This is a genomic window from Rhodococcus sp. D-6, from assembly GCF_040256695.1.
In the GTDB taxonomy this organism is placed as follows: Bacteria; Actinomycetota; Actinomycetes; order Mycobacteriales; family Mycobacteriaceae; genus Rhodococcus; species Rhodococcus pyridinivorans.
On the sequence record NZ_CP132970.1, the window covers coordinates 1,379,562 to 1,401,846 of the forward strand.

Annotated in this window: 20 protein-coding genes and 1 pseudogene; 20 read left to right on the forward strand and 1 reads right to left on the reverse strand. The window is 70.1% G+C overall.

Annotated features, from left to right (window positions below; all coding sequences use genetic code 11):
- Positions 1-275 precede the first annotated feature (275 nt).
- From RBB84_RS06575 to RBB84_RS06615, 9 genes are all read left to right on the forward strand, one after another.
- Positions 276-1,307, forward strand: a complete 1,032-nt coding sequence (locus RBB84_RS06575; RefSeq protein ID WP_006551456.1) for an alpha/beta fold hydrolase — start codon at positions 276-278, stop codon at positions 1,305-1,307.
- Between the two features lie 210 nt (positions 1,308-1,517).
- Entirely contained in the window at positions 1,518-2,438 is a 921-nt protein-coding gene (fmt, locus tag RBB84_RS06580; RefSeq protein WP_064256306.1) for a methionyl-tRNA formyltransferase, read from the forward strand.
- The gene (locus tag RBB84_RS06585; RefSeq protein ID WP_064256305.1) at positions 2,435-3,916 is read left to right on the forward strand and encodes a transcription antitermination factor NusB; all 1,482 of its coding nucleotides are present in this window, start codon (positions 2,435-2,437) and stop codon (positions 3,914-3,916) included. Before fmt ends, RBB84_RS06585 begins: the two co-directional genes overlap by 4 nt.
- Before the next feature lie 105 nt (positions 3,917-4,021).
- Complete coding sequence (locus tag RBB84_RS06590; protein ID WP_228045031.1) at positions 4,022-4,426, forward strand: hypothetical protein; 405 nt, start codon at positions 4,022-4,024, stop codon at positions 4,424-4,426.
- Positions 4,416-6,005: a HAMP domain-containing sensor histidine kinase gene (locus RBB84_RS06595; protein ID WP_064256304.1), complete on the forward strand. Its 1,590-nt coding sequence runs from the start codon at positions 4,416-4,418 to the stop codon at positions 6,003-6,005. The genes RBB84_RS06590 and RBB84_RS06595 overlap by 11 nt, the downstream gene beginning before the upstream one ends.
- Positions 6,002-6,664, forward strand: coding sequence for a response regulator transcription factor (locus RBB84_RS06600; RefSeq protein WP_006551461.1), 663 nt, complete (start codon positions 6,002-6,004; stop codon positions 6,662-6,664). The genes RBB84_RS06595 and RBB84_RS06600 overlap by 4 nt, the downstream gene beginning before the upstream one ends.
- A complete protein-coding gene (locus RBB84_RS06605; protein ID WP_006551462.1) occupies positions 6,661-8,163 on the forward strand; it encodes an SLC13 family permease in 1,503 nt (500 codons plus the stop codon). The genes RBB84_RS06600 and RBB84_RS06605 overlap by 4 nt, the downstream gene beginning before the upstream one ends.
- Before the next feature lie 62 nt (positions 8,164-8,225).
- Positions 8,226-9,461 carry a glycerate kinase gene (locus RBB84_RS06610; protein WP_064256303.1) on the forward strand — a complete coding sequence of 412 codons (1,236 nt, stop codon included), beginning with the start codon at positions 8,226-8,228 and terminating at the stop codon, positions 9,459-9,461.
- A gap of 45 nt (positions 9,462-9,506) precedes the next feature.
- Positions 9,507-10,436, forward strand: a complete 930-nt coding sequence (locus tag RBB84_RS06615; RefSeq protein ID WP_006551464.1) for a 1-phosphofructokinase family hexose kinase — start codon at positions 9,507-9,509, stop codon at positions 10,434-10,436.
- 31 nt (positions 10,437-10,467) lie between these two features.
- On the opposite strand, the gene RBB84_RS06620 is transcribed toward RBB84_RS06615, so the two are convergent.
- Positions 10,468-11,025 carry a VOC family protein gene (locus RBB84_RS06620; protein WP_024100795.1) on the reverse strand — a complete coding sequence of 186 codons (558 nt, stop codon included), beginning with the start codon at positions 11,023-11,025 and terminating at the stop codon, positions 10,468-10,470.
- A gap of 170 nt (positions 11,026-11,195) precedes the next feature.
- Between RBB84_RS06620 and rpe the strand changes: the two genes are divergently transcribed.
- The 11 genes and pseudogenes from rpe (at position 11,196) to gap (ending at position 22,262) form a co-directional block, all read left to right on the forward strand.
- A complete protein-coding gene (gene rpe, locus RBB84_RS06625; protein WP_006551466.1) occupies positions 11,196-11,879 on the forward strand; it encodes a ribulose-phosphate 3-epimerase in 684 nt (227 codons plus the stop codon).
- The gene (ribD, locus tag RBB84_RS06630) at positions 11,876-12,895 is read left to right on the forward strand and encodes a bifunctional diaminohydroxyphosphoribosylaminopyrimidine deaminase/5-amino-6-(5-phosphoribosylamino)uracil reductase RibD (protein ID WP_024100796.1); all 1,020 of its coding nucleotides are present in this window, start codon (positions 11,876-11,878) and stop codon (positions 12,893-12,895) included. The genes rpe and ribD overlap by 4 nt, the downstream gene beginning before the upstream one ends.
- Before the next feature lie 91 nt (positions 12,896-12,986).
- Complete coding sequence (locus RBB84_RS06635) at positions 12,987-13,592, forward strand: riboflavin synthase (RefSeq protein WP_024100797.1); 606 nt, start codon at positions 12,987-12,989, stop codon at positions 13,590-13,592.
- Positions 13,593-13,666: 74 nt separating this feature from the next.
- Positions 13,667-14,917: a bifunctional 3,4-dihydroxy-2-butanone-4-phosphate synthase/GTP cyclohydrolase II gene (locus RBB84_RS06640; protein ID WP_006551469.1), complete on the forward strand. Its 1,251-nt coding sequence runs from the start codon at positions 13,667-13,669 to the stop codon at positions 14,915-14,917.
- On the forward strand, positions 14,917-15,399 hold the full coding sequence (gene ribH / locus RBB84_RS06645) for a 6,7-dimethyl-8-ribityllumazine synthase (RefSeq protein ID WP_006551470.1): 483 nt from the start codon (positions 14,917-14,919) through the stop codon (positions 15,397-15,399). Before RBB84_RS06640 ends, ribH begins: the two co-directional genes overlap by 1 nt.
- On the forward strand, positions 15,396-15,923 hold the full coding sequence (locus tag RBB84_RS06650; RefSeq protein ID WP_350247298.1) for a PH domain-containing protein: 528 nt from the start codon (positions 15,396-15,398) through the stop codon (positions 15,921-15,923). Before ribH ends, RBB84_RS06650 begins: the two co-directional genes overlap by 4 nt.
- 9 nt (positions 15,924-15,932) lie before the next feature.
- Positions 15,933-17,963: pseudogene (gene uvrC / locus RBB84_RS06655) on the forward strand (excinuclease ABC subunit UvrC); the annotation flags it as partial.
- A 206-nt stretch (positions 17,964-18,169) separates the two neighbouring features.
- On the forward strand, positions 18,170-19,084 hold the full coding sequence (gene rapZ, locus RBB84_RS06660; protein WP_006551473.1) for an RNase adapter RapZ: 915 nt from the start codon (positions 18,170-18,172) through the stop codon (positions 19,082-19,084).
- A 62-nt stretch (positions 19,085-19,146) separates the two neighbouring features.
- A complete protein-coding gene (gene yvcK / locus RBB84_RS06665; RefSeq protein WP_269454803.1) occupies positions 19,147-20,148 on the forward strand; it encodes a uridine diphosphate-N-acetylglucosamine-binding protein YvcK in 1,002 nt (333 codons plus the stop codon).
- Positions 20,139-21,122 (forward strand): DNA-binding protein WhiA, encoded by a 984-nt coding sequence (gene whiA / locus RBB84_RS06670; protein ID WP_006551475.1) that lies wholly within the window; start codon positions 20,139-20,141, stop codon positions 21,120-21,122. Before yvcK ends, whiA begins: the two co-directional genes overlap by 10 nt.
- Before the next feature lie 123 nt (positions 21,123-21,245).
- Positions 21,246-22,262, forward strand: a complete 1,017-nt coding sequence (gene gap / locus RBB84_RS06675) for a type I glyceraldehyde-3-phosphate dehydrogenase (RefSeq protein WP_006551476.1) — start codon at positions 21,246-21,248, stop codon at positions 22,260-22,262.
- The last annotated feature ends 23 nt before the right edge of the window (positions 22,263-22,285 follow it).

Here is a 22,285-nt window from a genome sequence, read left to right on the forward strand (position 1 = left end):
ATGCGGAGGAGGTCGCGGCGGAGGGCGGAGTGCGCGATTCCCATGATTCGGGTATCGGCAGATCCGTCGGGATCGGTGGAGTGTCCGTCGACGGAGGCTGTTCCCAGTGTCGATCCGGCGTGGACCGAGAGCAAGACCCGCCGGCTGCTGCCGTACATACGGACGACAGCGACACGCGTTGCCGGGGATATTATTTGTCACAGTAACGGAGCCGGTGATTGTGACCGATCTACTTCCGTAGGTGCCGGGTAGGCGCAGGAGGAGAGGGCGGACGAATGGGTGCCGGGCGGAGTGTCGGTGGTGTCGTCGGAGCGTGTGTCGTCGCGATGCTGACTGTGGGTGCAGCGGCACTGACTGTGGGCGCAGCGGCGGCGCAGCCGCTCCCGTCCGACGACGGACCGATCCTCGGTCTCGGGGAAGGGTCGTACAGCAGCGTGCCCGTCCCGGCGGGACCGGTGGCCACCGGGCACGCCGAAGCGGCCGAATACGCCGAGAACAACCCCGATGTCGCCCCCGCCGGTAGCAACGACTTCGCGTGCGTGCCGTCCGAGGAGCGCCCTCATCCGGTGGTGCTCGCGCACGGCACCGATTCCAACGCCTACTCCGACTTCGCTGCGCTCTCGCCGCTGCTCGCCGCGTCAGGCTGGTGCGTATTCGCCCTGAACTACGGGTTCGCCGACGGTGCCGAGGACTACGGCACGGGCGACATCCGCGTCTCCGCAGCACAGTTCGGTGAGTTCGTCACCGAGGTCCTCGACGCCACCGGTGCGGAGGAGGTCGACGTCGTCGGCTACTCACAGGGAGCCACGGTGGCCCGCTATTACATCAACGAACTCGGGGGTGGCGAGGTCGTCGACCGGTGGGTGGGGATCGCGTCGCCGAGCTACGGAGGCACCTTCTACGGCATCGGGGCCGCCGTCGCCGCGCTGCCCGGAGCGACCGACATCGTCGAGGGCGAGTTCTCCGTCGCCCTCGTGCAGCAGCTTCAGGGGTCGGAACTGCTCACCGAACTCAACACACCCACCGACACCGTGCCCGGCGTGCGCTACACGACCATCGGTAGCGAGGTCGACGAGGTCATCCAGCCCGCCGGCAATGTCGCACTCCATGGTGAGGGCGCCGTCAATCACGTGATCCAGGAGCTGTGCCCGCAAGATCTGACCGGCCACTTCAACATGGTCTACGACCCCTTCTCGCTGCAGCTCGCGCGGCACGCGCTCGACCCCGACCGGTACGCGATCGGGGAGTGCACCACCGTCGCGCTCGGCACCGGTATCCCCGAACTGATCCTCCAGTCCAACACCTGAGCGCGGGCGCTCGGGCTCCGACGCCTGAGCTCCATGCTCTCCGGTGCCGGCCTCCGCGAGGTGACCGCCCGGCGCGGTGATGCAGGTCGCACGACGTCGACTCCCTAGACTGTGAGAGGTCATCGCCGTCGAAAACTGGAGCAGCATCCGTGACATCCCCGCACAGTCCACACGCAGCGCACCCCACCTCCTGCTCGGCGGTGCTCTGACATGCGCGTGGTCTTCGCGGGAACACCGGAACCCGCCGTCCCGTCGCTGCTCCGCCTCATCGAGTCACGCCACGAGGTCGTCGCGGTGGTCACCCGCCCCGACACCACCGCCGGTCGCGGCCGGAAGGTCGTGCGATCCGCCGTGGGGAAGATCGCCGACGAACACGGCATCGAGGTCCTCACGCCGCGCTCGCCGCGTGACCCCGAGTTCGTCGCGCGACTGACCGAACTCGCACCCGACTGCTGCCCCGTGGTGGCCTACGGCGCCCTGATCCCGCAGGACGTCCTGGACATCCCTGTGCACGGATGGGTGAACCTCCATTTCTCGCTGCTGCCCGCCTGGCGCGGCGCGGCGCCCGTGCAGGCGGCGATCGCTGCAGGTGACGAGATCACCGGAGCGAGCACCTTCCGGCTCGAGGCCGGCCTCGACACCGGTCCGGTCTACGGCGTCGTCACCGAGACGATCCGTCCCACCGACACCGCCGGCGACCTGCTCGGCCGCCTCGCCGAGGTCGGTGCGACGCTGCTCGAATCCACCCTCGACGGCCTCGAAGACGGCATCCTCACGCCCGCACCGCAGCCGGCCGACGGTGTCTCGCACGCGCCCAAGGTCACCGTCGAGGCCGCCCAGGTGCAGTGGACACTCCCCGCACACGTCGTCGACCGGCGAATTCGCGCCGTCACGCCCGCTCCGGGTGCGTGGACGATGATCGGCGACCTGCGCGTGAAGATCGGTCCCGTGACGGTGACCGACGAGACCCTCGAACCCGGTGAGCTCGACATCCGCAAGGACGGCGTGCTCGTCGGTACCGCTACCACTGCCGTCCGGCTCGGGACGGTGCAACCGCCCGGGAAGAAGGCGATGACAGCCACGGACTGGGCGCGCGGCGCCCGTCTCGACCCGAAGGTGCGTGCGCGATGAGCGAATCCGGCAGGCCCCCGCGGGGCAAGCGCAATGCCGGAGGACGGAACCCCGCAGGTCGCGGGGGACGCAGCGGCGGTGGGAAGCCGAACCGCAATCCGGCGTCCGAACACGCCCCCCGACCGTGGAAGCCTCCCGCCGACCCCGCACGTGTCGCCGCGCGGGACGTGCTGCGCGCCGTGCGCGAACGGGACGCCTACGCCAATCTCGTTCTCCCGTCGCTGCTCCGGGAGCGGCATCTCGACGCGCGCGACGCCGCCCTGGCCACCGAGCTCACCTACGGCGCGGCCCGCGCGCGAGGCCTGCTGGACGCCGTGATCGCCGACGCCGCGAACCGTCCCGTCGACGAGATCGACGGCGCGCTGCTCGACGTACTGCGTCTGGGTGCCTACCAGTTGCTGCGCACGCGCGTCGCCCCGCACGCCGCCGTCGCCACGAGCGTCGACCTCGTCCGGGCCGAATTCGGATCGGGCCGAGCAGGTTTCGTCAACGCGGTGCTTCGTCGTGTGGGTGAGCGTTCGGAGGAAGAGTGGATCACGCTGCTCGCCCCCGACCCGGACCGCGACCCGGTGGGTCACCTGGCCTTCCGGTACGCGCACCCCCTGTGGATCGCGCAAGCGTTCGCCCACGCGCTCGGATCGGATGCCTCCGAACTCGCCGACGTCCTCGCCGCCGACGACGCGCGCCCGATCGTCCACCTCGTCGCCCGGCCCGGGGTTATCACCGCGGAGGAACTCGCGCTCGTCACCGGCGGTGAGCTCGGACCGTGGTCGCCCTATGCGGTGCACCTCGAGCACGGCGACCCCGGCCGCCTCGAACCCGTCCGGGAAGGCATGGCCGCAGTCCAGGACGAAGGCAGCCAGCTCGTCGCACGTGCCCTCACCCTCGCACCCCTCGCCGGCGAGGACCGGGGCCGCTGGCTCGACCTGTGCGCGGGACCGGGCGGAAAGGCGGCGCTGCTCGGCGCCATCGCCGCGATCGACGGGTTCGCCGTCGACGCGGTCGAACCGGTCGACCACCGCGCGGAACTCGTCCGCAAGACCGCCCGCGACCTGCCGGTGACCGTGCACATCGCCGACGGGCGCGAGCCCGGACTCGAGCCGGGCTACGACCGGATCCTCGTGGACGCACCCTGCACGGGTCTCGGCGCGTTGCGTCGGCGTCCCGAGGCGCGGTGGCGACGGCAACCCGGCGACGTCGCCGAACTCGTGCGGCTGCAGAAGGAACTGCTCGCATCGGCGATCGGACTGCTGCGTCCCGGTGGTGTGGTGCTCTACTCGACGTGTTCACCGCACGTCTCGGAGACCGTCGCCGTCGTGTCCGACGCGGTGCGCCGCCACGGTGTCGAACAGCTCGACACCCGCGAACTCGTCCCCGGCGTGCCGCAGGTCGGGGAGGGGCCGGGAGTCCAGCTCTGGCCGCACCGCCACGGCACCGACGCCATGTTCATGGCTGCGCTGCGTAAACCCGAGCGCTGATCGCGACCGCCGGACACGGATCGTCGTGTCCGGCGCCGGGGAAGATGAAAGTCTTCTCATCCGGTCTTCACGATCGATTCACTCCGGTGCAGGATGCTGTTCTCCATGCCGGTGATGAAACGCATGCTCGTGATCGCAGCGCTGCTGCTGATCCCGGCGGCCCTCGCGTGGGGGAGCCAGGCCCTGACACGACCGGCGGGCTCCCCCGAGATCGGTGATGCATCGGTCACCGTCTCCGTCGTGCCGACCACGACCGAGCCCGCGGCGCCGTCCCCCGGGGCCGAGGCGCCCGAGGTACGACCCGAACCCGAGCAGGAGTCGGCGTCCGCACCGTCGGTCCCCGGCACGCAGACATCCCCGCCTGCCGTCGTGCCGGCCCCGGTTCCCGATCCGGGCTGGTCCGACGTCGCGCGTCAGCCCCTGCCGACCCCTCAGGTCGAGTGGGACGACGACTGGGACGACGACGGCGACGACAGTGGGGACGACGACTGGGACGACGATGACGACTGAGTCCGGGAAGCCGGCCGGGACGGAGCGCACCGGTCACCTCCGCATCCCTCACCCCGGTCGCGGATCCGCTCTCCCTGCCCGGTGGCGCATCCTCAGCTGGATCCTGCTGACCACGGCCGTCGCGCTCGTCGCCGTCGTCGTCACCGCGCGGGTGCTGCTCCTCAACCACGTCGACCGAGATGCGAATGCCGACATCACTCAGGAGATCGACGAATTCCGGGCATTCGCCGCCGAGGGCGTCGACCCCACCACGACGTTCCCGTTCACCTCCGTGGAGCGGATGCTCGAGGTCTATCTCAACCGCCAGCACACCTCGGAGGGCGAGGTGATCGTCGGCGTCGTCGACGGTTCGCTGCTCTTCGACCGCCGTATCGCGGTGGACCGGCCCGACCTGCCGGCGAACCTCACCGAGGACGGTGTGATGTTCGAGCGCATCCTCAACGCCCCCACCGGCTCGGGCGTCCACGAGGTGGACGGTGGACAGATGCGCTGGGCCCGCGCCGACGTCACCTCCGGCGACGACCGGGGCGCGCTGATCGTCGCCGTGTTCACCGCCGAGCAGCGCGCGAAGGTCGCCGACACCGCCCGCACCATCGGACTGGTCGCGATCGGCGGCCTCGGTCTCACGGCGATCATCGGCTGGCTGGTCGCAGGACAGATCCTCGCCCCGATCCGCCAGGTGCGCGAGGTGGCCGCCGCCATCGGCGAGAAGGATCTGACGAGTCGGGTGCCCGTGCACGGACGCGACGACATCGCCGCACTGGCACAGACCTTCAACTCGATGCTCGACCGCCTCGAACAGGCCTACACCACGCAGCAGCAGTTCGTCGACGACGCCGGCCACGAACTGCGGACACCGATCACCGTGATCCGCGGGCACCTCGAACTCATGGATCTCGGTCACGCCGACGACGCGACGCGCGAGGAGACGATCCGGCTCGTCGAGGACGAACTCGACCGGATGGCGCGGATCGTCACCGACCTGCTCGTCCTCGCCAAGGCCGAGCGCCCCGACTTCGTGCAGCGACGACCGGTCGACGTCACCGACCTCATGCTCGACGTCGAGGCCAAGGCGCAGATGCTCGGCACCCGCGACTGGCAGCTCATGGAGATCGCCGAGGGCATGGCCGACATCGACGCCCAACGCGTCACCCAGGCCGTGCTGCAGTACGCGACCAATGCCGTCACGCACACCCACCCTGGGGACGTCATCCAGCTCGGATCCGTCTTCGTCGAGCACGACGGCACCGAGCACCTCCGGATCTGGGTCCGGGACACCGGACCCGGGGTCGCTCCGGACGACGCGGCACGCATCTTCGAACGCTTCCGCCGCGGACGCACCGTCCCCGGTGACCGGCACGGACCCGCCGCCGAACGAGGCGGGGCGGGTCTCGGACTCGCCATCGTCCGCGCCATCGCCGACGCGCACCACGGCTCGGCTTGGGTCGAGAGCGCGGTCGGGCACGGCGCGACCTTCGGCATCGACCTCCCCCTACGAGACCCCGCAGGAACCACCGGCACGACCGGCACGGCCGGTTCCCCCGGTACAGCCGAGACTCGAAGGACCGCATCGCAGTGAGCAGAATCCTCATCGCCGAAGACGACACCCGCATCACCGCCTTCCTCGAGAAGGGGCTGCGCGCAGCGGGATACACCACCACCGACGCCACCGACGGCGAGACCGCCCTGATGCTCGCTCGCAGTGGCGCCTTCGATCTGGTGATCCTCGACATCGGGTTGCCCCGCATGGACGGCTTCACCGTCCTCGAGAGGTTGCGCGGTGAAGGTGTGCGGACCCCCGTGATCGTGCTGACCGCGCGAGACAGCGTCACCGATACCGTCGCGGGGCTCGAGGGCGGTGCCAACGACTATGTGAGCAAACCGTTCCAGTTCGCCGAACTGCTCGCCCGCATCCGGTTGCGCATCGGCGACAGCAGCTCGGCTGCCGATCCGGCAGCGGTGATCCGCGACGGCGACATGGCTCTGGACCTGCGGGCCCGACGCGCCGAGATCGCAGGGGAGAGCGCCGATCTCACCAGCCGCGAGTTCGCCCTGTTCGAGGTCTTCCTGCGTCACCGCGGGCAGGTGCTCTCCCGCGAACAGATCCTCGGGCACGTGTGGGGATACGACTTCGATCCCGCGTCCAACGTCGTCGACGTCTACGTGCGCGCACTGCGCAACAAGATCGGGGGAGACCGGGTCGAGACGATCCGCGGAGCGGGGTACCGGTTGCGATGACCTTCCACGCCACCGTCCCGCCGAGCTCCGTTGCGCCACAGCAGCGTCCGCCGCGCAGACACACCGCCCCGACGCCCGGCCGGATCGTCGCGGTCGGGATACTCGCCGGCACCGTCGGTCTCCTCGTGTATCTCACGCGCACCGACCCCGACCTGACGCCTCCGGCCGCCGTCACCATGATCGTGTTCGTCGTGGCCGTCTGGCTGTGGGTGTTCACGAGGATCGACGACACCTATGTGGCGCTCGGCGCTGCCGCGGCCCTCACGGTCGTCGGGGTCATCGACGCGGAGGCACTGTTCGCGACCCTCGGCGACGACGTCGTGTGGCTCCTGTTGTCCGCTTTCGTGATCGCCTCCGGTGTCGCGTCCTCGGGTTTGGCGACGCGCGGCGCGGCCTTCCTGGTGACGGGGGCGCACAGCCCGCGGGCGCTCGTGCACCTGGTGACGGCCGCGCTGATCGTCACCGCGTTCGCGGTCCCGTCGACCTCCGGTCGCGCCGCACTGGTGCTCCCAGTGTTCGTCGCGCTCGCGACGGTCCTCGCAGACCGGCCACGACTGGTGCGGGCACTCGCGTTGCTCTTCCCCACGGTGATCCTGCTGTCGGCGGTGGCGTCGCTGCTCGGCGCCGGTGCGCACCTGATCACCTCGCAGATCCTCGTCACGGCGACCGGCACCGGATTCGACTTCGCGACCTGGATGATCCTCGGCCTGCCGCTGGCGATCGTCTCGTCGCACGCCGCCGCCGAACTGGTGCTGCTGCTGTTCACCTCCACCGACGATCGGCGCGGACGCCTCACCGTCACCGCCGCCGACATCGGCGCGCAGGCCGACACCCCGGTCTGCGGGCCGCTCTCCGTCGCCGAATCCCGCGCCGCCCTTCTGCTGGTCGTGGTGATGGTGCTGTGGTGCACCGAACCCGTACACGGCATCCACCCGGCGGTGGTGGCGCTGCTCGGTGCGCTCGTCGCGACCTCCCCGCGGTACGGCTCCGTGCGTCTCGCGCCTGCGCTGAAGACCGTGCCGTGGCCTCTGCTGCTGTTCATGGCGGCAACGCTGTCGATCGGTACCGCGCTGACGACGAGCGGCGCGGCGGACTGGCTCGCATCGACGGCTTTCGGCCCGCTCACCTCGCGCGGAGAGGGTGCCGGTCCGTTGTTCGTGGTCGTCGTGGTCGTGATCTCCGCTGCGGCGCACCTGGTCATCCAGTCGCGCTCGGCCCGTTCCGCCGTTCTCGTTCCCGTCGTGGTGGCACTCGCCCCGAGCGCAGGTGTCGATCCGCTCGCCGCGGCCTTCGTCTCGACGGCCGCCGCAGGCTTCTGCCACACCCTGCCGTCGTCGGCCAAGCCCGTGACGCTGTTCGCGGACGTGCCCGGCACATCCACCTACTCGACTTCCGACCTGTTGCGCCTGGCAGCGCGGCTCGGCCCGCTCCTCGCCGCGCTGGTCCTGTTGTTCGCGTGGTTCGTCTGGCCGCTGCTCGGCCTGTCGCTGTTCGTCTGATCCCTGTTCCCTCCCCCGTTGTCCCGTTCCACGGTCTGTCCCGTTTCACGATCGGAGTCGTCATGGCTTTGAAGGTTCCTCGTCGCGTGCTCGTCGCACCCAGCGGTTTCAAGGAGAGTCTCGATGCGCGCAGCGTCGCCGCTGCGATCGGTGCGGGAGTCCGCCGGGCTCTGCCGTGCGCCGCCGTCGACCTCGTGCCTGTTCCGGACGGCGGGGAGGGCACCGCCGAGATCCTTGCCGAGGCCACCGGCGGCACGCTCGTCCCGGTCACCGCGACCGGTCCCGTCGGCGAGCCGGTGCGGGCGAGCTGGGCGCGTCTCGGTGGTGTCACCCGCGGGACGGCGGTCGTCGAGATGGCCTCGGCCGCCGGCCTTCGTCTCGTGCCCACCGATCGCCGTGATCCCGGTGCCACCACCACCCGCGGGGTCGGTGAACTCGTTGCCGCGGCACTCGACGACGGCATCCGCCGCATCGTCATCGGCTGCGGCGACTCGGGCACCAGCGACGGCGGAGCCGGGGCACTGCGAGCACTCGGCGCCCGGATCCTCGACGCCGACAGCCACGAACTGCCCGACGGGGGACGGCACCTCGCGCGCGCCGCGCGTCTCGATCTCGACGATCTGCACCCGGCGCTCGCCGACACCGAGATCGTCCTGGCCTGCAACGTCCACAACGTCCTGTGTGGGCCGACCGGTGTCGCTCGGGTCTTCGGCCCGCAGAAGGGCGCGACACCCGCGCAGGTCGAGGAGCTGTCCACCGCTCTGGAGCGCTGGGCGAAGGTGCTCGAACGGGACGGGCGGGCACACGGGCTGGATGTGCGGTTCGGGGCGGGCACCGGCGCCTCAGGCGGCCTCGGTGCCGGTCTGGCCGCGGGCATCGGCGCCCGGATCGCCTCCCGGTTCGACGTGCTGCTCGACAGCGGCCTGTCCGGTATCGATCTCGACTCCCTGATCGCGCGCGCCGATCTGATCATCACCGCCGAGGGCAGCATCGACGTCCAGACCCCGCGCGGCAAGGTGCCCGCGGAGGTCGCCCGCCGCGCCCAGCGCGCCGGGGTGCCGGTGCTCGCCATCGCCGGGTCGCTCGGCGAGGGGGCGCGCGACGTCCACGACGTCGGAATCGGCGCGATCGCGTCGATCATCCCCGTCCCGATGCGCCTCGAGGACGCCGTCGCCAACGGTCACGACCTGCTCGTCGACGCCGCCGCGCGGTCCATGCGTCTGCTGATGCTCGGCTCCGCCGTGGCGAGTCGCAGCAAGGGCCGGGCGAAGAAGCGCAAGCACCGGGCGGCGGCGTGATGCAGTTCCGCGCGCGGCCGGCCGGGGCCGAATAAGGTTCCGGTCATGCCCGAGATCGTCACCCTGACCATGAACCCGGCACTCGACGTCACGACCTTTACCGACGCGGTGGTGCCCACCCGCAAGCTCCGCTGCGACGAACCGTTCTACGACGCCGGCGGGGGAGGAGTGAACGTCGCGAAGGTCGCGCGCGTGCTCGGTGCCTCAGCCGCCGCCGTCTATCCGGCTGGTGGTGCGCGAGGTGAACAGATGAGCGGTCTGCTCGACGACGACGACGTCGAGGAACACATCGTCCCGATCACCGGGTCCACCCGAGAGTGCTTCACGGCGATCGACCGTCGCAGCGGTCAGGAATACCGTTTCGTCACACCCGGTCCCGAGCTGACGGACGAGGAGCAGGAACGCTGCCTCGCGACACTCGAGAAGGTCGCCGAAGGCGCGAAGTACGTGGTGGCGAGCGGCAGCTTCCCGCCCGGTGTACCCGGCACCTTCGTCCGACGCATCGCGGCGGCGGCGCATGAGGCCGGCGCGCGGTTCGTCCTCGACTCGTCGGGCGATGCGCTGACCAGCATCGATTCGGGTGTCTACCTCGTCAAACCGAGCCTGGACGAGTTGTGCGAGTGGACCGGGCGGGAGCTGGCCACCGACGACGAGCAGATCGCGGCCGCGCGCGAACTCGTCACCTCCGGTGTCACGGAGATCGTGGTCGTCTCGCTCGGCGCAGACGGGGCGATCATGGTGACCGCCGACGAGGCCGTGCGGGTGCCGGCCCTGGCGGCCAAGGTGCGCAGCGCCGTCGGAGCCGGCGACAGCATGGTCGCCGGACTCGTCGTCGGACTGCTGCAGGAACGATCGTTGCGGGACGCGCTTGCTCTCGGGATCGCCTGCGGCACCGCGGCACTGCTCACCGCCGGAAGCCACGTCTGCCACCGCGAGGACATCGATCGTTTCGACGCCCTCGCCCGCCTGGTCTGACGACCCGCGGCGCCGGTCCGGCGACCGCCGGTCACACTGCGCGAGACCGTGGATCCCGCAGGGTACGAACGGCTTCGGTGAGTGTCGAGTGGATGTACCCGAGTTCCGGACTCGCGATGTGCGACCAGTCCGCCGACTCGTCCGCTGCCGCATCGTCCGTCCACGCGGATGTGTCGGCGCCGGGATCGTGCCGCTGGATCCACCAGAGATTGCCGGACGGATCCGAGAACCGGGCGAGGACATCGCCGAAGAAGTCCGTAGGCCGTGTGACGATCGCCGCGCCGTACTGCGTGGCGCGTTCGAGGACGGCATCGACGTCGTGCACGTGGACCCGTACGAAGGCGGGGGTGAAGGGCCAGTCCGGTTTCCGGTCGGCGACCACGAGCACGGAGTCGCCGACCCGCACCTCCGAGTGGAGGAGGAGCCCGTCGTGGTCGAGGGTGCGCGCTTCGGGCACCTCCTCGGCCTCGAAGACGGCGACGAGGAAGTCGACGAGTTCGGTTGCTCCGTCGGAGATCAGGAAGGTGTCGACGGTGTTCGATCCGTCCGGACGGGGAGGGAGGGATTCGCGGTGATGGAGATCGGTCACGATGATCCTCGAGTTCGTAGTTCGTAGGTGACTGCCAGCCTTTCGGGTATTGCGGCCACTTGGTGGCACCAATGCGCCCGAGATCGGAGATTCCCGGCCGGGTTCGGCTGCGTGCGGCGGGTGCGACGCAGGTCCGACCCGGTGGAGGGCGCCGACTAGACTCGTCGGTTGTGGCCCACCCGATGATCGCTCCGTCCATCCTGTCCGCGGATTTCGCTCGTCTCGCCGACGAGGCGCAGGCCGTCGCCGGTGCCGACTGGCTCCACGTCGACGTCATGGACGCCCATTTCGTTCCGAACCTGACGCTCGGTCTCCCGGTCGTCGAGTCGCTGCTGAAGGCGACCGACATCCCGCTCGACTGTCACCTGATGATCGAGAACCCCGGTCGATGGGCTCCGCCCTACGCCGAAGCCGGTGCCCACAACGTCACCTTCCACGCGGAGGCGACCGACGACCCGGTCGCCGTGGCCCGCGACATCCGCGCGGCCGGCGGCAAGGCCGGGCTGTCCGTCAAGCCCGGCACCCCCATCGAGCCCTATCTCGGGATCCTGAAGGAGTTCGACACGCTGCTCGTGATGAGTGTCGAGCCGGGCTTCGGTGGTCAGTCCTTCATCCCGGACGTCCTCGACAAGGCCCGTCAGGTGCGTCGCCTGGTCGACTCGGGTGAACTGCGTCTGCTCGTCGAGATCGACGGTGGCATCAACACCGACACCATCGAGGCCGCCGCGGAAGCCGGTGTGGACTGCTTCGTCGCCGGGTCTGCCGTCTACGGCGCCGCCGATCCCGGTGAGGCGGTCCGCAAACTGCGGGCGCAGGCCGGGGCTGCGTCCCCGCACCTGACGCTCGCGCCGTGACCGCACCCGAGATCGCCGAAGCCCTCCAGTTCGCGCTCGACGCCTCGGAGGCCGTGCGGGGCACGACCAGCCCCAACCCGCCTGTCGGAGCGGTGATCCTCGACGCGGACGGCGCGGTGGCAGGTGTCGGGGCCACCGCACCACCCGGCGGTCCACACGCGGAGGTCCGGGCACTCGAGGCCGCGGGCGAACGCGCGCGCGGCGGAACCGCCGTCGTCACCCTCGAACCGTGCAACCACACCGGCCGCACCGGCCCGTGCGCGCAGGCCCTCATCGAGGCGGGGATCGCGACGGTGTACTACTCCGTCGCCGATCCGAATCCCGTCGCCGGGGGCGGCGCCGACACCCTCCGCGCCGCGGGCATCACGGTGCATCCGGGTCTCGGTGCCGAGACCGTCGCCCGCGGCCCGCTGCGGGCATGGCTGCACCGGCAACACACCGGCCGGCCGCACGTGACGTGGAAGTACGCCGCGTCGATGGACGGTCGCAGCGCGGCCGCCGACGGCACGAGCAAGTGGATCTCCGGTCCCGAGTCGCGTGCGCGCGTGCACGACCAGCGCAGCCGGCTCGACGCCATCATCGTCGGAACCGGCACCGTCCTCACCGACGACCCGTGGTTGACCGCCCGTCTGCCCGACGGCGAACTCGCGCCGCACCAGCCGCTGAGGGTCGTTATCGGTATGCGTGAGATCCCCACCTCCGCAAGAGTTCTCGATGACGCGGCGCCGACGCTGGTGTTGCGCACCCACGACATCGGGGAGGTGCTCGACGCGCTCGGCGACCGACCCGACGTACTGCTCGAAGGCGGCCCTCGGCTCGCGGGCGCCTTCCTCGCAGCGGGCTGCGTCGACCGCATCCAGGCATACCTGGCGCCCGTCGTGCTCGGAGCCGGCGAGGCCGCCGTCGAGGACGCCGGGGTGGGCACGATCTCCGACGCGCTACGGTTCCGCCGGGAACGGGTCGAGACCGTCGGCTCGGACATTCTGTTGACACTCGTCCCGGACCGGGACAACTGACACTCGTCCCGGACCGGGACAACCGACACTCGTCCCGGACCGGGACAACCGAATCGGACCCGGTCGCGGATCGGGAGCTAAGGAGCGGAACATGTTCACCGGCATAGTCGAGGAACTCGGTGAGATCGTCGCGAAGGAGGACCTCGCCGACTCGGCACGCTTCACCGTGCGCGGACCGCTGGTCACCTCCGACGCCGAGCACGGCGATTCGATCGCGGTCAACGGGGTGTGCCTGACGGTCGTCGACGTCCTCGACGGCGGGTCCTTCACCGCCGATGTAATGCAGGAGACGCTGAACCGGTCGTCGCTCGGACAGCTCACGCTCGGCAGCTCCGTCAACCTCGAACGCGCCGCCGCGCTGAACAGTCGCCTCGGCGGCCACCTCGTGCAGGGCCACGTCGACGCCACCGGAGCCGTCGTCTCCCGCACACCCTCGGAGAACTGGACTGTGGTGCGCATCTCGCTCCCGGCCGAAATCTCCCGCTACGTCGTCGAAAAGGGATCGATCACCGTCGACGGTGTCTCGTTGACGGTCTCGGGTCTCGGAGGGGAACGCGGACAGGAGTGGTTCGAGATCTCGCTCATTCCGACCACCCTGTCGCTGACGACGCTCGGCACCGCCGAGCCGGGCACCCTCGTCAACCTCGAGGTCGACGTGATCGCCAAGTACGTGGAGCGCCTGCAGAACGCGCGCTGACGCGTCGTACTGTGGAGATCGACAGTGGACGCGGAGCACGAGTCGTCCGGATACGAGAGTTGGAGTCCAGGGAAGTGACGAGGTTCGACACCATCGAGCGCGCGGTCGCCGACATCGCCGCCGGTAAGGCGGTCGTCGTGGTCGACGACGAAGACCGTGAAAACGAGGGCGACCTCATCTTCGCCGCGGAGAAGGCAACGCCGGAACTCGTGGCGTTCATGGTCCGCTACACGTCCGGGTACCTGTGCGTGCCCCTGGACGGCGAGGACTGCGACCGTCTCGGTCTGCCTCCTATGTACAGCGTCAACCAGGACAAGCACGGCACCGCCTACACGGTCACCGTCGACGCGAGGGAAGGCATCGGCACAGGTATCTCCGCGTCCGACCGCGCCGCCACCATGCGGCTGCTCGCCGACCCGAACTCCACCGCCCAGGACTTCACGCGTCCCGGTCACGTGGTGCCGCTGCGCGCCAAGGAGGGCGGCGTCCTGCGCCGGCCCGGGCACACCGAGGCCGCCGTCGACCTCGCGCGCATGGCCGACCTGCGACCGGCCGGCGTCATCTGCGAGATCGTCTCGCAGAAGGACGAAGGCGAGATGGCGCGCACCGACGAACTGCGGGTCTTCGCCGACGAACACGAACTCGCCCTGATCTCGATCGCGGATCTCATCGCGTGGCGCCGCAAGCACGAGAAGCACGTCGTGCGCGTCGCCGAGGCCCGCATCCCCACCCGGCACGGCGACTTCACGGCCGTCGGCTACCAGAGCATCTACGACGACGTCGAACACGTCGCGCTCGTCCGCGGCGACATCGCCGGCCCGGACGGCGACGGCTCCGACGTGCTCGTGCGTGTGCACTCCGAATGCCTGACCGGCGACGTCTTCGGGTCGCTGCGCTGCGACTGCGGTCCGCAGCTCGACGCCGCCCTCGAGATGGTGGCCGAGGAAGGCCGCGGCGTCGTGCTCTACATGCGCGGCCACGAGGGACGCGGCATCGGCCTGATGCACAAGCTGCAGGCTTACCAGCTGCAGGACTCCGGCTCCGATACCGTCGACGCCAACCTGCAACTCGGCCTGCCCGCCGACGCCCGCGACTACGGCATCGGCGCTCAGATCCTCGTCGACCTCGGTATCTCGTCGATGCGGCTGCTGACCAACAACCCGGCCAAGCGCGTCGGTCTCGACGGCTACGGCCTGCAGATCACCGAACGTGTCCCGATGCCGTTGCGCGCGAACCGCGAGAACATCTCGTACCTGCGCACGAAGCGCGATCGCATGGGCCACGACCTGATCGGTCTCGACGAGTTCGACGAGGGAGACGCCTGATGAGCGGCGAAGGCCTGCCCGACCTGCAGCTCGCCGACGCCGCAGGGCTGAGCCTTGCGATCGTCGCCGGCAGCTGGCACACCGAGATCTCCGACGCCCTCATCGCAGGCGCACAGCGTGTCGCCGAGCAGGCGGGTGTCACCGACGTCACCCTCGAGCGGGTCGCCGGAGCGATCGAGCTTCCCGTCGTCGCGCAGCAGCTCGCCCGCACCCACGACGCGGTCGTCGCGCTCGGCGTGGTGATCCGCGGCGGCACACCGCACTTCGAGTACGTGTGCGACGCCGTGACCTACGGCCTCACCCGGATCGCGCTCGACGAGGGCACCCCCGTGGGCAACGGTGTTCTCACCACCGACACCGAACAGCAGGCCCGCGACCGCGCCGGTCTGCCCGGCTCCGCGGAAGACAAGGGCGGCCAGGCCTGCGCGGCCGCGCTCGACACCGCCGTGACCCTGCGGCGGCTGCGGAAGGCGGCGCGTTGACCCGCGACGAGACCGGCTGGGATCTCGAGGTACGCCCGGAGAAGATGCGGCGCTGGGTCGTCGTGGCGGCAGTCGTCGTCATGGCCATCCACATCTTCGCGGCGCTCGTGCTCCGCGGGGGCGGCGACACCGGCGTGAACCTGCGGGTCGTCGACCAGATCGCGATCCTCGCCATCGGTGTCGTGCTCACCGGAGGCGTCCTGCTGTTCACCCGCCCACGGCTGCGGGCGGGTGCCGACGGCGTCTCCGTCCGCAACGTAGTCGCCGAACGACACATCCCGTGGACCGACGTGCGCGGGCTGTTCTTCGACCAGGGCGCCCCCTGGGCCCGCCTCGAACTGCCGTTCGACGAGTACGTGCCCGTCGTCGCCATCCAGGCGCGCGACGGGGAACGCGCCGTGGACGCGCTCGAGCGTTTCCGCGAACTGGAGTCCCGCTACACCGGCGGAGCCGTCAGCGACAACGACGACGGCGGAGCCGTCAGCGACAACAACGACGGCGGAGCCGTCAGGGGCGACGACTAGCCTGGACCTGTGCCCGACCCCTCGACATATCGCCCAGCCCCCGGTTCCATTCCCACGGAGCCGGGGGTCTACAAGTTCCGCGACCCGCACGGCCGGGTCGTCTACGTCGGCAAGGCGAAGAATCTCCGGTCCCGCCTGAACTCGTACTTCGCCGACATCGCCTCGCTGCATCCGCGCACCCGTCAGATGGTGACCACGGCGGGCCGGGTCGAGTGGACGGTGGTGCGCACCGAGGTCGAGGCACTCCAACTCGAGTACAACTGGATCAAGGAGTTCGATCCGCGGTTCAACGTCCGCTACCGCGACGACAAGACGTACCCGATGCTCGCGGTCACGTTGAACGAGGAATACCCCCGTCTGTTCGTCTACCGGGGGCCGCGCCGCAAGGGCGTGCGCTATTTCGGTCCCTACTCGCATGCCTGGGCGATCCGCGAGACCCTCGACCTGTTGCTGCGGGTGTTCCCGTCGCGCACGTGCTCGGCCGGGGTCTTCAAGCGGCACGCGCAGATCGGCCGCCCGTGCCTGCTCGGCTACATCGACAAATGCTCCGCGCCGTGTGTCGGACGCGTCTCCGCCGACGAACACCGCCGCATCGTCGAGGACTTCTGCGACTTCCTCGCCGGTCGCACCGACAAACTCGTCCGCGATGTCGAGAAGCGGATGCAGGCCGCCGCGGAGGAACTCGACTTCGAGACCGCAGCCCGCCTGCGCGACGATCTCGGGGCACTGCGCAAGGCACTCGAGAAGCAGGCCGTCGTGCTCGGCGACGGTACCGACGCCGACCTCGTGGCGTTCGCCGGCGACGACCTCGAGGTGGCCGTCCAGGTCTTTCACGTGCGCGGCGGTCGCGTGCGGGGTCAACGCGGCTGGGTCGTCGAGAAGTCCGGCGACGTGCTCGACCGTCCCGAGGACCGCGACATCGAAGGCGTCGAGGCCGCCGAGGGGACCGACGACGCCGAAGAACTCTCGCTGCTCGTCGAACAGTTCCTCACCCAGTTCTACGGCGAGGAGGCCGCGCTCGGCACCGACGACGCGGACGCCACCAGTGCCGTGCCGCGCGAGGTGCTCGTCCCCGCCCTGCCGCCCGACCCGGATGAGATGAGCCGCTGGCTCGGGCGTCTGCGCGGCGGTCCCGTGCGTCTGCGCATCCCGCAGCGCGGCGACAAGAAGGCACTGGCCGACACGGTCGAACGCAACGCCAAGGAAGCACTTGCCCAGCACAAGCTGCGGCGCGCGGGCGACTTCAATGCCCGATCGGCGGCGTTGCAGGGTATCCAGGACGCCCTCGACCTCGACTCGGCGCCGCTGCGTATCGAGTGTGTCGACATCAGCCACGTGCAGGGCACCGACGTCGTCGCATCGCTGGTCGTCTTCGAGGACGGACTGCCCCGCAAGTCCGACTACCGGCACTACGCCATCAAGCACGCCGCGGGCGACGGGCACTCCGACGACGTCGCCTCGATCGCCGAGGTCACCCGCCGGCGTTTCCTCCGCCACAACCGCGACCTCGCCCGACAGGCCGATTCGGACGGATCCGTTCCGGAGGGTGGCGACGGCGGGGACCTCGCGCCCGAAGCAGCACTGGACCCGGCGACGGGCCGTCCGCGCAGGTTCGCCTACCCGCCGAACCTGTTCGTCGTCGACGGTGGTGCGCCGCAGGTCGCGGCCGCGGCCGAGGTCCTCGACGAACTCGGTATCACGGATGTCGCGGTCGTCGGGCTCGCGAAGCGTCTCGAGGAGGTGTGGGTGCCGGGGGAGGAGGACCCGGTGATCCTTCCGCGCACCAGCGAGTCGCTGTACCTGCTGCAGCGTATCCGCGACGAGGCACACCGTTTCGCGATCACCTACCACCGCAGCAAGCGGTCCAAGCGCATGACCGCCTCCGCTCTCGACGGGGTTCGTGGTCTCGGCGACACCCGACGCAAGGCGCTCGTCACCCACTTCGGGTCGGTCGCGCGGCTACGCGAGGCGAGCGTCGAGGAGATCACCGCGGTGCCCGGGATCGGGCAGGCCACGGCGAAAGCCGTCCTCGAGGCGCTGCGGGGCGACGTACCGGCTCCGGCCGAGTCGCCGCAGGACACCGACGCCCCGACCGTCGCGGATGCGAGCGATCCGGCTGCGGCACCTGCGGGTGACCCGACGGCCGCGGATGCGGGCGACACGCCCGTAGGCGATGATGGCTCCGTCGGCGTGTCGGGAGTACGAGCGGAGTCGGAACAGTGACCGAAGTGGGTCGGATCCCGGGGATGGCGGACGGTTCGGAACAGGGTGTCGACGGTGAACGGCCGGCGCAGGCCGAGGTCATCGTCGTCACCGGACTGTCCGGAGCCGGACTGAGTACTGCAGCGACCGCCCTCGAGGATCTCGGGTGGTACGTCGCGGAGAACCTCCCGCCCCAGTTGGTGCTGTCGATGATCGATCTCGCGGTGCAGGCCGAACCTCCGCTGCAACGTCTCGCCGTGGTGATGGACGTGCGCAGCCGGTTGTTCACCGGCGACCTCGAACGCGTCGTCACCGATCTGGCGGCCCGCCCGGTCAACACCCGGGTGCTGTTCCTCGAAGCGGCCGACTCGGTGCTCGTCCGGCGGTTCGAGCAGGTACGCCGCAGTCATCCGCTGCAGTCCGACACGGCCGATCGCACGCTCACCGACGGCATCGCCGTCGAACGCGAGCAGCTCGCTCCCGTGAAGGCCGCGGCCGACCTCGTCATCGACACGTCCGCGCTGTCCGGGCCCGATCTGCGTCGCAAGATCGAGGCGGCCTTCGGCGACGCCACATCCGACACCATCCGGGTGACCGTGGAGTCGTTCGGCTTCAAGTACGGCCTGCCCATGGACTCCGACGTCGTGTGCGACGTGCGGTTCCTGCCGAACCCCCACTGGATCGCCGAATTGCGGCCGCACACCGGGCAGGACGCGGCGGTGCGCGACTATGTACTCTCCCGCGACGGTGCCGAGGACTATCTCGCCACCTATCACCGGCTGCTCGATCTGACGACCGCCGGTTACCGTCGGGAGGGGAAGCGCTACATGACGATTGCAGTGGGCTGCACCGGAGGGAAACACCGGAGCGTGGCGATGGCCGAGGCCCTCGCTGCACGCCTCGAGCAGGCACCGGATCTGACGGTGAACGTGGTGCACCGGGATCTGGGGCGCGAGTGAACGCCGCCGAGACTCCCGACTCCGACAGCACGCCGTACTCCGAGAGCGCTCCGAGCTCCGGGGTGGTGCCCGGCCCCGCGATCACTGCTCTCGGTGGCGGACACGGCCTGTACGCGACGCTCAGTGCCGTCCGGCGCCTCACCGACCGGGTCACCGCCGTGGTGACCGTCGCCGATGACGGAGGGTCCTCGGGACGGCTGCGCGCCGAACTCGGCGTCGTCCCACCCGGCGACCTGCGCATGGCGCTCGCAGCGCTCGCCGGCCGCGACGACGAGGTCCGGGTGTGGACCGAGACCGTCCAACACCGCTTCGGGGGCACGGGCGCCCTCGCCGGGCACTCGGTCGGCAACTTGATCCTCGCCGGGCTCGCCGAGGTCGCGGGCGACACCGTCACCGCCCTCGACATGCTCGCCCGCGTCCTCGACGTGCGCGGCCGTGTGCTGCCCATGTCGCCGATCCCGCTCGACATCGAGGCCGACGTGTCGGGACTCGAATCCGACCCGCGGGTGAGCCGCTGCATCCGGGGGCAGGTCGCGGTGGCGACCACCCCGGGCAAGGTGCGCCGGGTCCGGCTGATTCCCGCCGATCCGCCGGCCTGCCCGCCCGCGCTCGACGCGGTGTGCGAGGCCGATCTCGTGGTGCTCGGCCCGGGATCCTGGTTCTCGAGCGTCATCCCGCACGTGCTCGTCCCGGACCTGCACGAGGCGCTGGTCCACACGACGGCGCTCAAGGTCCTCGTGCTCAACCTCGCGGCGGAACCGGGGGAGACCGCAGGCTTCTCCGCGGAACGCCACCTGCACGTTCTCGCCCAGCACGCCCCCGATTTCCGTGTCGACCACGTCGTCGTGGATGCTGCCTCGGTACCGGAAGGACGCGAGCGCGAGCACCTGAGCCGGTCCGCGGCCCGATTCGGAGCGGACGTCTCGTTCGTCGACGTCGCCGAGACCGGTACGCATCGACACGACCCCGCCAAGTTGGCGGGGGCACTGGAAACATGTCTGTCCTCGCGCGGTGGAGTCCGTGCCACGCGCGGGGGTGGGAGGGAGAGCGTCTCGTGGCAATGACAGCGGAGGTCAAGGACGAGCTGAGCAGGTTGTCGGTCACCAGGATCAGCAACCGCAAGGCCGAGGTGTCCGCCCTCCTGCGCTTCGCCGGGGGATTGCACATCGTCGCCGGGCGAGTGGTCGTCGAGGCCGAGGTCGACCTCGGATCGATCGCACGTCGCCTCCGCCGCGAGATCTTCGAGCTCTACAGCTATCCCGCGGAGATTCAGGTGCTCGGCGCGGGTGGTCTGCGCAAGAGCTCCCGGTACATCGTCCGTGTCGGGAAGGACGGTGAGGCGCTGGCCCGCCGCACCGGTCTGCTCGACGGTCGCGGACGACCGGTGCGCGGACTGCCGGCACAGGTGGTCGGCGGCAGCGTCTCCGACTCCGCCGCGGCGTGGCGCGGGGCGTTTCTCGCCCACGGCTCGCTCACCGAACCGGGCCGTTCCTCGGCGCTCGAGGTGAGCTGCCCCGGCCCGGAGGCCGCCCTCGCGCTCGTCGGCGCCGCCCGCCGGCTCGGCGTCACTGCCAAGGCGCGTGAGGTGCGCGGCGCCGACCGGGTGGTGATCCGCGACGGCGAGGCCATCGGCGCGCTGCTCACCCACATGGGCGCGCAGGACACCCGGCTGGTCTGGGAGGAGCGCCGCATGCGCCGGGAGGTGCGGGCGACCGCGAACCGCCTCGCCAACTTCGACGACGCCAATCTGCGCCGGTCCGCACGCGCCGCCGTGGCGGCCGCCGCGCGGGTCGAGCGGGCGCTGGCGATCCTCGGCGCCGACGTGCCCGACCACCTCGCTGCCGCCGGCGCGCTGCGCGTGCAGCACCGTCAGGCGTCCCTCGAGGAGCTCGGCCAGCTCGCCGATCCGCCGATGACCAAGGACGCCGTCGCGGGACGGATCCGCCGCCTGCTGTCGATGGCGGATCGTCGCGCGAAGGAACTCGGGATCCCCGATACGGAGTCGGCCGTCACCGCTGAGTTGCTGGACGAGGCATAGCGGGGCAGGCTTGCAAGGGAGTTCGCGCCACGACCGGGCGGCTCCCCACAGTACGACCGAACCCCACTAGGGTGAAGGTCACACAAGTACGACCATCGGAATACTGGGCAAAGGAGCTTCATTGTGACTGTCCGCGTAGGCGTGAACGGATTCGGACGCATCGGGCGCAACTTCTTCCGGGCGGTCGAGGCACAGAAGGCACTCGGCACCACCGACATCGAGATCGTTGCCGTCAACGATCTCACCGACAACGACACCCTCGCGACGCTCCTGAAGTACGACTCGATCCTGGGGCGCCTCGACAAGGACGTGCATGTCGAGGGCGACGACATCGTCGTCGGCGATCGGAAGATCAAGGCCCTCTCGATCAAGGAGGGCCCCTCCGCTCTTCCGTGGGGCGACCTCGGTGTCGACGTCGTCGTCGAGTCCACCGGCATCTTCACCAACGCCGCCAAGGCGAAGGGGCACATCGACGCCGGCGCCAAGAAGGTCATCATCTCGGCGCCTGCCACCGACGAGGACATCACCATCGTCATGGGCGTCAACCACGACAAGTACGACGGCACGCAGAACATCATCTCCAACGCCTCGTGCACCACGAACTGCCTCGGCCCCCTCGCCAAGGTGCTGAACGACGAGTTCGGCATCGAGAAGGGCCTGATGACCACGATCCACGCGTACACCCAGGACCAGAACCTGCAGGATGGACCGCACAAGGATCTGCGTCGCGCCCGCGCTGCCGCCCTGAACATCGTCCCCACCGGCACAGGCGCCGCCAAGGCCATCGGCCTCGTGCTCCCCGAGCTGCTCGGCAAGCTCGACGGCTACGCGCTGCGCGTCCCGGTCCCGACCGGCTCGGTCACCGACCTCACCGCGACCCTCACCAAGAAGGCCACCGCCGATGAGGTCAACGCCGCACTGAAGGCTGCCGCGGAGGGTCCGCTGAAGGGCATCCTGAAGTACAACACCGATCCGATCGTGTCCTCGGACATCGTCACCGACCCGCACTCGTCGATCTTCGACGCGCCTCTGACCAAGGTCATCGACGAGCAGGTCAAGGTCGTCTCGTGGTACGACAACGAGTGGGGCTACTCGAATCGTCTTGCCGACCTCGTCGGTCTCGTCGGCAAGTCTCTTTGAAACTCGTAGAACAGGACATTTGA